Genomic DNA, 9,157 nt, shown 5'->3' with positions numbered 1-9,157 from the left:
CGCTGCTGCTGTCCGCCGGAGAGCTGGCCGGGCTTGCGGTCCATCAGGGACTCGATCTGGACCAGTTTGGCGATTTCATCTGCTGCTGCGTCTCTTTTGGCGCGGGTGTATTTTTTGCCGGTTTCGGGGTCCTTCATATTGGACAGAGGGAAGACAATGTTGTCTCGAACCGTCATATGGGGATACAGCGCATAGTTTTGAAATACCAGACCAATGTTGCGCTTTTCCGGCATCAGCGTCGTGACGTCCCTGTCTCCGAACAGGATCTGTCCGTCTGTTGCACTTTCCAGTCCGGCAATCATGTAAAGAGTTGTGGATTTTCCGCATCCGCTGGGTCCAAGCAGACCTGTCAGCTTCCCATCCTTGAATACGACATTGAGTTGATTGACCGCCGTAGTCTTACCGAACTGCTTTGTGAGGTTTTTTACTTGGACATCCATTTTTGCGCGGCCCCTTTCCGTAATGTTTATTTCATTATATAGAATCACGTAAAATTTTTCTCGACGATATTTGACAGTTTACTTACACAATTTGACTAAAATGGAGAAAAAGCGGGTAAGGTCGACCTTTGCTATCGTCTGATTTGACGGATAAAAGGGGCGCGGTTCCCTAAAAGTCCTGAAAGCGTTCCGGGCTTACCCGGGCTGAAAAGGTTCCGAATTTCATGCGGCATGAGGATGGCAGAGGTATTTGAAATTGTGCGCTGCCGCCGGAAACAAGGTTCCTTTTTCTGTATTGGACACGGCAGAAAGCGCAAAAAAACAGCTCCGGGCAGGATTTTTCCTGCCCGGAGCTGTTTTTTTCAGATGGCTTCCCGCAAATGTCCACGCCGCTGTTACCTTCTGCGGCCGCATTCGCCGGCGGGAGAACGCGGTGAAACGAACCGCATTGGTCAGGAGCGGAAAGCAAAAAGGTCCCTGCCGCCCAAGCTGTTTGGGAACACACCGTCTTCTTTACTGACTCCAGTGCTTCCGCCTGCAAAACAGCCTGCACCCGCTGTCAGCAAGCGTACCGCTGCGGCGATTCCGGCGAAGAGAACAACCTGTGTCCTATTTTCCGCCGGAACTGTGGGAGCTGCAGGTGCGGTGTCCGGCATCACCCATTGGAACTCGATAACCTTCCGAAACTGCACGGCAGACTGAAAACGGCCTTTCAGATGGACGGTGAGACCCTTCAAAATGGATTTCTCCAGATACTCCGGGATGTCAAAATCCAACTGGGAGACAGGAACCAGCCCATCTTTGCCCAGATGTTTCCGAGATTACGGAGTCACGTCCCGGTGGGTGAACCCCACCGTGTGGACGGCGGTGCAGGACTGTTCCGGCTCTGAGGACCACTGGAAATTTTTTCTCATTTTCTGCAAAGTCAAAACCGCGGCAGGAACAGGGGGACATTCCGTTCGGGTTGCTCCCGGAAACAGCTGCAGCAAAGGGGCTTTGCAGCTGTCATGGTTGCCGCACAGCCCCTCCTGGAATCAAAGGTATATGCAAATACAAGTTTAGGATAACTCCTTTTGAAAACCATCACAATATGCTGGCATCACAGGGAAAGGTGCGAAATATTTGAGAACTCCCGCCTTGCGATGAATCTTTTGAATAACCGGGAACCGGATTTTCTGCCAGAGTCTGAATGTACAAAACTTGCGCTGCTGCAACCAAGATAAGGAGCTCTCCTCACGAACTATGGTAAATGATAACCCTTTCTTAACTGTGATCGAAAGACATGGATCGAACCAGCATGCCCAGGGATTGTGTGCCGCAGACAGGAGGCTGCATAGCTGGACAGCTATTGCAAGCACTGCACCAGCGGTTCTTCAACGAACCGGAGTGCGAAGAAGTTCAGACGCAGATCGAGGAGCTTCGGCAGAAACTGCGGGACCATCTGCCAAACCAGCGGCGCCGTTGGCAGAGAAGGTGGGAGTGACCATGACATTTGTGGCAGATCGTGTCGGATCTCTTGCCCCGATGAGGCCTTCCAACAGGGCTACAGCCTCAGCAGGGGACTGGCGGGAGTCGCCTCGGATGAACTGTTCTGTCATGGATTGGAACAAAATGAGGCCCGCGTGGGCAGTATCGGGCGAGAAAACACGGCCGGCTTGAAATCTGGCGAGCATAGCGGAGGAGACTTCATCGAGCAAAGCCTGCCGATCATCAGGGGAGGCCTTATCCAAAATGGCCTGAAAGTAACTGCGGTTCCGCACGATATGCTGCAGCAGTCCGGTCAGTGCCTGCTGCCAGGAGGGGAAAGACACCAGCCAGGCGGACAGTTCCGGTCCATCCGATCGGATACACCAGGAAAAGAGATCGTAAACGTCTGCAAAGTGATAGTAAAACGTCTGTCGATGGATATCGCATTGCTCAGTCAGTTCCCAAATGCGGATTTTCTCCAATGGTTTTTCATTTAGCAGTGTTTTCAAGGCATCCGCCAGTTTGTACTTGGTGCGGTCCCCCTTCGGTGCTTGTCGCATAGTGCCTCCTTTGCCCTGTGGGCGTTCAATCGGCTGTCTGCACCTACTATAATTTTCGCAAAAGTGTCAAAAAACGGACAATACAGCCGAAATCATCTATGTTTCCTCTTCAAAAAGACTGCTACAGTGGAACCAGAAACGTATGCGAATACGCCAAAGGCGTGGTTTCGCTGTCACCAACCAGTATAGGTGAAGTGGTTTAAAAAGAGATTGAAATGTTACGTTCGGCTACAATGCGCCGGTGCCTTATTGCCAAAAAAGCGGCGGCCGAGGGGTGGCTTTTTGCCAACTTATACGGCAAGTGTAACCGAGGAACGGGCAAAGGGGGCAAGGGTGATGCGGCATTATCAGGTGAACCGTCCGGAGGAAACGGCCATGCGGCGGCTGCTGCAAGCGAATCCGCTGAATCCCACAGGGATGATCCTGCGTCTTGCATGGCTGCAGGGCCTTTTGCGGGATGAGATCACCAATCTGACATGGGAACAGGTGTCTTTCTTGGACCACCAGATCGAGCTGCCGGACCGGAACGTTCCTCTCTGTAATGAGATGGATGCGTATCTGCGCCAGATGCATGACAGGTGGGGCAGCCTTTCGGAATATGTAGTCTTTTCAGAGCGGTATAAAAAGCCCATGCAGCCCCAGGCTATTTCCCGTATTGCCCGCCGGGCGCTGGACAGCGTGGGGCAGACAGAGGTCCGGCTGCTGGATCTGCGTCATGATTATGTCATTCGGAATCTGGAAGAGCATGGATGGAGCTATGTGGCCCATGTGACAGGCATTGAGGTCCGGGCCCTGCAGGCCCATTTCACACCATATGTCGCCGCTGCGCAAAAGACAGCCCGGCAGGAGCCCCCTCAGATTGATGAACTGAAGCTGTGGAAACTTCTCCAGGCAGAGAAAGACAGCTCGGTGGGGCTGGCAATCTGGCTGACATGGCAGGAAGGGCTCAGCGGGGGTGAAATTATCTCTTTGACCTGGGATCAGGTGGATCTGGGAGAAAACGTGCTGCGTCTGCCGGACAGGACAGTGCCCCTGGGCAACACCGTCCGACGGATGCTGTTGGACCGGCAGGCGGATAGGACCTTGAATGAACACGTGTTTCTTTCCTCCAGGGCAAAAAAGCCGGTGGATCTGCCGCGGCTCTCCAGCCTGGTGCGCTCCGCTCTGATTCGGGGTGGTCTGGATGGGGTTACGCTGCGAGATCTGCTCATCAGCGGTGCCCGGACCCGGGAGGAGACAGCCATTGTGGAGTGGATCCGGCGGAAAGGAACCATTTCACGCGGAGAAACCATGGACTTGCTGGGAGTGACGAAAGTCGCTGCGTATAACCGGCTTCGCCGGATGGCAGACGAAAAAAAGCTGGTCCGTGTGGGCGGAAAATACTACCTGCCGGGGACTGTGGTGCCGCCGGAGGAACAGTCTGCGGCGATCCGGGCCTATCTGGAGAAGGAAGGGTTTGCATACCGGCAGGACGTGGCGGAGATGCTGCATATCCAAAGCCGCCAATGTACAGTGATCCTCAAACGCATGGTGGATCAGGGAGAGCTCGTGCAGGTGCGGCAGCGGTACTATCTAAAGGAGGCGTGAACGCGGCAGTGCCGTTTCACGCCTCTTTTTAGTTGGAACTTTTTTTATGGTTACAGTTGAATTAAAAGATAAAACAGCGAAAATAGCGCATTTTTTCATCTTGTTAACAAAGAGAGGAAAAACGTAGACAGACGGGCCGGGAACGACTAAAGTAGCTTTGCCGAGGAGCTCTTGCCCCGTCCGTCGGGCCGGGAGGGAGAATGGCTAGCTCTCCGGACGGCTTCCGGCCCGGCGGATTGGGGTGAACGCCCCTTGCAAAAACAAAAAGGAGGAAAATCCATGAAGAAATTTCTTTCTCTGGTCCTGGCACTGACACTGACCATGTCTCTGTTCACTGTCAGTGCCGGGGCTGCGGAATTCACGGATGACGACACGATCCACTATCAGGAAGCCGTCGATGTGATCTCCGCAGTTGGGATCGTCGATGGGTATAATGACGGGTCTTTCAAGCCCACCGACGTTTTGACCCGCGGCGCTGCCGCAAAGATCATCTGCAACCTGATCCTGGGACCCACTACCGCATCCGCGCTGGGAGCTGACACCGCTCCCTACAAGGATGTTCCCGCCTCCAATGTCTTCGCCGGCTATATTGCTTACTGCCAGAAGGAAGGCATCATCAGCGGTTACGGAGACGGCACCTTCAAACCCGGCAACAGCCTGACAGGTTTTGCATTTATGAAGATGCTGCTGGGCGCTCTGGGCTATGATATGAACTATGAGGGCTTCACCGGCCCCAACTGGACGGTCAATGTAGCCAAGCTGGCCAGCGGCATTGATCTGGACGATGGCAACAAGGATTTTGTGGGCAGCAAGGCTGTTACCCGTGAGGAAGCCTGCCTGTATGCCTTCAACACCCTGAAGGCCACCATGGTGGAGTATGACTCCAAGACCACGGTAGAGATCAGCGGTACCACCGTTCAGGTCGGTAACGAGGATGCCCGGGATATGGTGAACAACACCAATACCGACGGCTACATCGACAAGGACGGCCTGATGCAGTTCGCTGAGAAGTACCATACCGATCTCAAGCGCAGCGACGATACCTCCGACGATTTCGGCCGTCCCGCCAACGAGTGGAAGTTCAAGGCTGAGACCATCGGCACGTACGTGGATACCAGCCTGCTGGTGGGCAGCTACACTGAGTCCGCCGAGCAGGGCCAGCTGTATCAGCTGATCGGCAAGGCCACCGTGGACGACATCCGTGATCGGAAGGACGCCTACGTGGAGACCTACACCAACGGCGAGGCCAAGGATTACGGCGTGGATGACCTGTTTGTCAAGAGCAGCACCGCCGATGCTGGCGACTCTGGCCGCGGTGTCCTGACCGAGGTCTACGTGGACGACGAGTACGGCGCTGACGAGGACGAGACCATGGTCACCATCGTCTTCATCAACACCTACCTGGTCCAGGCCACCAGCGACTACAACTCCACCAAGGAATCTCTGAACATCGACTATATCGATGACAACGGCTCCGTCCGGCCTACCGGCTTCCCCAACAGCATCGATCAGGATGACTTCGACGTCTCCAGCTACAAGGAAGATGACTATCTGCTGGTCACCTACTCCCTGGACGACAAGGAGATTCACTCCGTCGCTCCCGCCAAGGTCCTGACTGGTGAGGTTGACACCTACGAGGAGCGGGACTCCATCACTGTGGACGGTACGAAGTACAAGTACAACGACATCGTCGGCAGTGATTCCAAGAACCCTGACTACGGCAAGGATGAGACCTTCAGCGTGGGCGATTCCTGCACGCTGGTCCTGGATGAGCATGGCTTCATCATGTACGTGGACGAGGCCAACGCCTCCGGCGACTATGTGTATATCCAGAACACCGCCGATTCCAGCGGCCTGGGCAAGAACGCCAAGGCAGCCGCCTACTTCACCGACGGCACCTACAAGGAGATCGACATCAAGAAGATCACCAAGAACGTCACCGGTACCAGCGGCACCAACTACAAGGGCGGCGTTACCAGCGCTTCCAACATCGACAAGGATACCGATGCCCTGCGCGGCTGGTACACCTACTCTGTCAACAGCGCCGGTGAGTACACCCTGAAGGACATCGACGCCAACGGCATCAAGAACACCAAGTACATCAACACGGTGGCTGAGATCACCGGCGCCGGCCAGATCATCGAAAACGAGAAGGTCAGCTGCTTCGTGTACGCAGGCGCCGACGGCAAGCGCATCCTGGCCAACAGCGACACCGTGTTCCTGGTCATCGACAGCGACGACGACATCGACGTCTACACCGGTCTGACCGCCGCTCCCGATGTCTATGCCTCCAGCAAGACCACCAAGAGCAATCCGGCCTATGTCTCCTGGGTCGAGAAGACCACCGGTAAGGATTCCGGCTATGCCAAGTACGTCCTGGTGGATATGAGCGACGACGCCGATGCCAAGATCGATGACGCTTCCAGCGACGACTATCTGTTCGTCCTGCATGACAGCAACAAGCGCATCAACATCGGCAACGACAAGGCCTACTTCGAGTATGACGTTATCGTCGACGGTGAGGTCACCACCGCCATGATCAATGACGGCGACGAGAATGAGCTGGAAGAGGGCAAGCTGTACAACAAGATCAAGACCAACTCCGACGAGTACATCACCGGCGGCGACGAGATCGGCTATGACACGGATGAGGCCTCCGGTACTGACCTGAAGAGCAGCACCGATCCCATCAAGCACAGCAACGGCACTCTGCAGCTGGGCGGCAAGAAGTGGATCGTGGCCAGCGACGCCGAGATCTACCTGGCCGTGGACGGCGTGGACGCCAACAAGGACCTGCTGAAGGATGCGGACGCCGACTTCGAGACCTATCTGAAGATCAGCGCCAACTCCTTGGCCGGCTACCTGAACGGCTATGACTACACCTATGACTACTACGCCGTGCGGGACGATGACAACAGCGAGATCCTCACCGACCTGTACGTGTGGGTCACCTCCGCCAAGGAGACCAACAACAGCGGCAGCAGCACGGAAGACACCGACAAGGGCAACGGCTACACCGCGGAGACCTCCATGGCTTCCAACGGCAGAGCCACCGTGCGCCTGACTGCCAACCGGCCCAGCTACGCCGCAGGCCAGGTGAACTTCTCCTTCGACGTCTTTGTGGGCGGCGAGTATGTGGACACCAAGAACGGGACCATCGAGAGCGGTAAGGATACCGTCACGGTCAACTGGACCGACAGCGGCTTTGACACCAGTGACAAGATCACCATCAAGAACTTCAAGTTCGACCCTGCTGCGGTGAAGGTGGTCTTTGAGGGTGCTAACATTGCGGAGACCACTGTGGAAACCAACGCGGACAGCTTCGACTTCACGGTTCCCAGCGACGGTTACACGGCAGGCAATTTCAACTATGAGATCACCGGCCTCTCCGGCGACAAAACGTCCGGTGAGGGTACCGTTGGTCAGAAGGTGACGGTGAGCAATGTCAAGGTTGCCGGCGACAGAAAGGTCACCGTTACCATCACCGGCCTGACCGACGAGTACAAGATCACGGTTCCCGAGAGCCCCGTGGAAGGCGTGACCATCACTGCTTCTGTGAATAAAGCGGCTGCCGGCACTGAGGTGACCATCTACGCTGAGGCCAAGAGCTTCAGCTCTGGTGATACCTATGCCAAGGCCGTGACCGTGGACGGCAAGACCGTGGTGCTGAAGGACAGCTCTAAGACCGAGGTCACCAAGATCACTGTCAAGGGCAACGTGGACCTGAAGGCCGAGGGCGCTGTGAAGGTTGTGACCACTCCCAAGCTGAAGGTGAAAAGCATGAGCTGGAACAACACTCAGATCGTGCTGAAGTTTAACCTGCCGGTGGATCCCTCCAGCGTGGCCAAGGATGACTTCAAGCTCACCTCTGATACCAACAACGCTACCATCGACGGTGTGTCTGTAGACGGTGATACGGTCATCCTGACGCTGCAGGGAATCCCTCAGAAGGGCACTGATAAAATCGCCATGGATGAAAACAAGGTGCAGTCCAAGGATCATGCGGACAACACCAACGCCGCATATAGCGAGGCAACCCTGAATTAAGGAATCGGCTTCGGCTGAGGAGAACTTTCGGTGCTCCGCGTGAGCGGTATACAAACCAGCGGACCCCCGGGCCAAGACCCGGGGGTCCTTTCTTCGCCGGGGTTCCGGCGCAGTGCAAAAGCGTGTGTGTAGGAAGAATCTGACATGGGAGGCCATTTGTTCAACTTTTTCTCATTTCTGCGTGCTACAACAGAGGACAAATCGCCACGACGGACGACAAACGGGGATTTTCCTGCTCCCTTGGCGGCCCTTTAGGGCGGATTTCAGAGGAGGAATCACACATGCGTATTTTGATTGTGGAGGACGAACGGCGGATGGCCCGGGGTCTCCAGGGGCTGCTGACCAAACAGGGATATGCGGTGGATGCGGTCTACACCGGGAGCAGCGGCCTGGACTATGCGCTCAGCGGTATTTACGACCTCATCGTTCTGGACATCATGCTGCCGGAAATGGACGGGCTTTCCGTCCTGCGCCAATTGCGAAGCAGCGGAGTAGAGGTGCCGGTCCTGCTGCTGACCGCCAAAAGCGAGGTGGAGGAGCGGGTCCGGGGGCTGGACTGCGGCGCCGACGATTATTTGAGCAAGCCTTTTGACACCGGCGAGTTCCTGGCCCGGGTCCGGGCACTGACCCGCCGCCGCGACCGCCTGCTGGAGGACACCCTGCATTTCGGGGACGTGTCGCTGGACCGGGGACAGATGATGCTCTGCTGCGGCAGCGAGCGCATTCGCCTGGGACCCAAGGAGTTCCAGATCATGGAGTGCCTGATGGACGAAAAGAACCGGGTGGTCTCCCGCCAGAGGCTGTATGAGAAAGTATGGGGGCTGCTGAGCGAAACGGAGTACAACAACGTGGAAGTTTATATCACCTTTTTGCGGCGGAAGCTCCGGGCCCTGCACTCCAGGGTGCAGATCCGCTCCGCCCGTGGGACCGGCTATTTTATGGAGGTGGGAGAATGATCCGCAAGCTGCAGTGGAAAATCGCCCGGATGATGGCGGTGGTGCTGATGGTGCTCCACATCCTGCTCAGCATCGCAATCTGTCTTGTCACCATGTGGAT

At 55.9% G+C, this 9,157-nt stretch carries 5 protein-coding genes; 3 read left to right on the top strand and 2 right to left on the bottom strand.

Annotated features, from left to right (window positions below; genetic code table 11):
* Together QZL67_RS05550 and QZL67_RS05545 are read right to left on the bottom strand one after the other, a co-directional pair.
* Nucleotides 1-488: ABC transporter ATP-binding protein (locus QZL67_RS05550; protein WP_292919932.1), on the bottom strand; the 488-nt coding region annotated here is incomplete at its 3' end.
* 1,325 nt (nucleotides 489-1,813) lie between these two features.
* Nucleotides 1,814-2,467: a transcriptional regulator gene (locus tag QZL67_RS05545; protein WP_022289758.1), complete on the bottom strand. Its 654-nt coding sequence runs from the start codon at nucleotides 2,465-2,467 to the stop codon at nucleotides 1,814-1,816.
* Nucleotides 2,468-2,803: 336 nt separating this feature from the next.
* Here QZL67_RS05545 and QZL67_RS05540 point away from each other — a divergent pair, with 336 nt between their 5' ends.
* The 3 genes from QZL67_RS05540 to QZL67_RS05530 all read left to right on the top strand — a co-directional run bounded on the left by QZL67_RS05540 (nucleotide 2,804) and on the right by QZL67_RS05530 (nucleotide 9,057).
* Nucleotides 2,804-4,054: a DNA glycosylase AlkZ-like family protein gene (locus tag QZL67_RS05540; protein WP_022289757.1), complete on the top strand. Its 1,251-nt coding sequence runs from the start codon at nucleotides 2,804-2,806 to the stop codon at nucleotides 4,052-4,054.
* A gap of 279 nt (nucleotides 4,055-4,333) precedes the next feature.
* Nucleotides 4,334-8,101: an S-layer homology domain-containing protein gene (locus QZL67_RS05535; RefSeq protein WP_022289756.1), complete on the top strand. Its 3,768-nt coding sequence runs from the start codon at nucleotides 4,334-4,336 to the stop codon at nucleotides 8,099-8,101.
* A 281-nt stretch (nucleotides 8,102-8,382) separates the two neighbouring features.
* Complete coding sequence (locus tag QZL67_RS05530) at nucleotides 8,383-9,057, top strand: response regulator transcription factor (protein WP_022289755.1); 675 nt, start codon at nucleotides 8,383-8,385, stop codon at nucleotides 9,055-9,057.
* The last annotated feature ends 100 nt before the right edge of the window (nucleotides 9,058-9,157 follow it).

This window comes from Oscillibacter sp. CAG:155, from assembly GCA_000436875.1.
Lineage (GTDB): Bacteria > Bacillota > Clostridia > Oscillospirales > Oscillospiraceae > Oscillibacter.
The sequence above is the reverse complement of the archived record's forward strand: the minus strand, read 5'-3'. Positions and strand labels throughout refer to the sequence as shown.

What these genes read in the sequence shown, in the direction of transcription:
- QZL67_RS05545 (WP_022289758.1), bottom strand. Translation starts at nt 2,467, where the DNA reads ATGCGACAAGCACCGAAGGGGGACCGCACCAAGTACAAACTGGCGGAT.
- QZL67_RS05540 (WP_022289757.1), top strand. Translation starts at nt 2,804, where the DNA reads ATGCGGCATTATCAGGTGAACCGTCCGGAGGAAACGGCCATGCGGCGG.
- QZL67_RS05535 (WP_022289756.1), top strand. Translation starts at nt 4,334, where the DNA reads ATGAAGAAATTTCTTTCTCTGGTCCTGGCACTGACACTGACCATGTCT.
- QZL67_RS05530 (WP_022289755.1), top strand. Translation starts at nt 8,383, where the DNA reads ATGCGTATTTTGATTGTGGAGGACGAACGGCGGATGGCCCGGGGTCTC.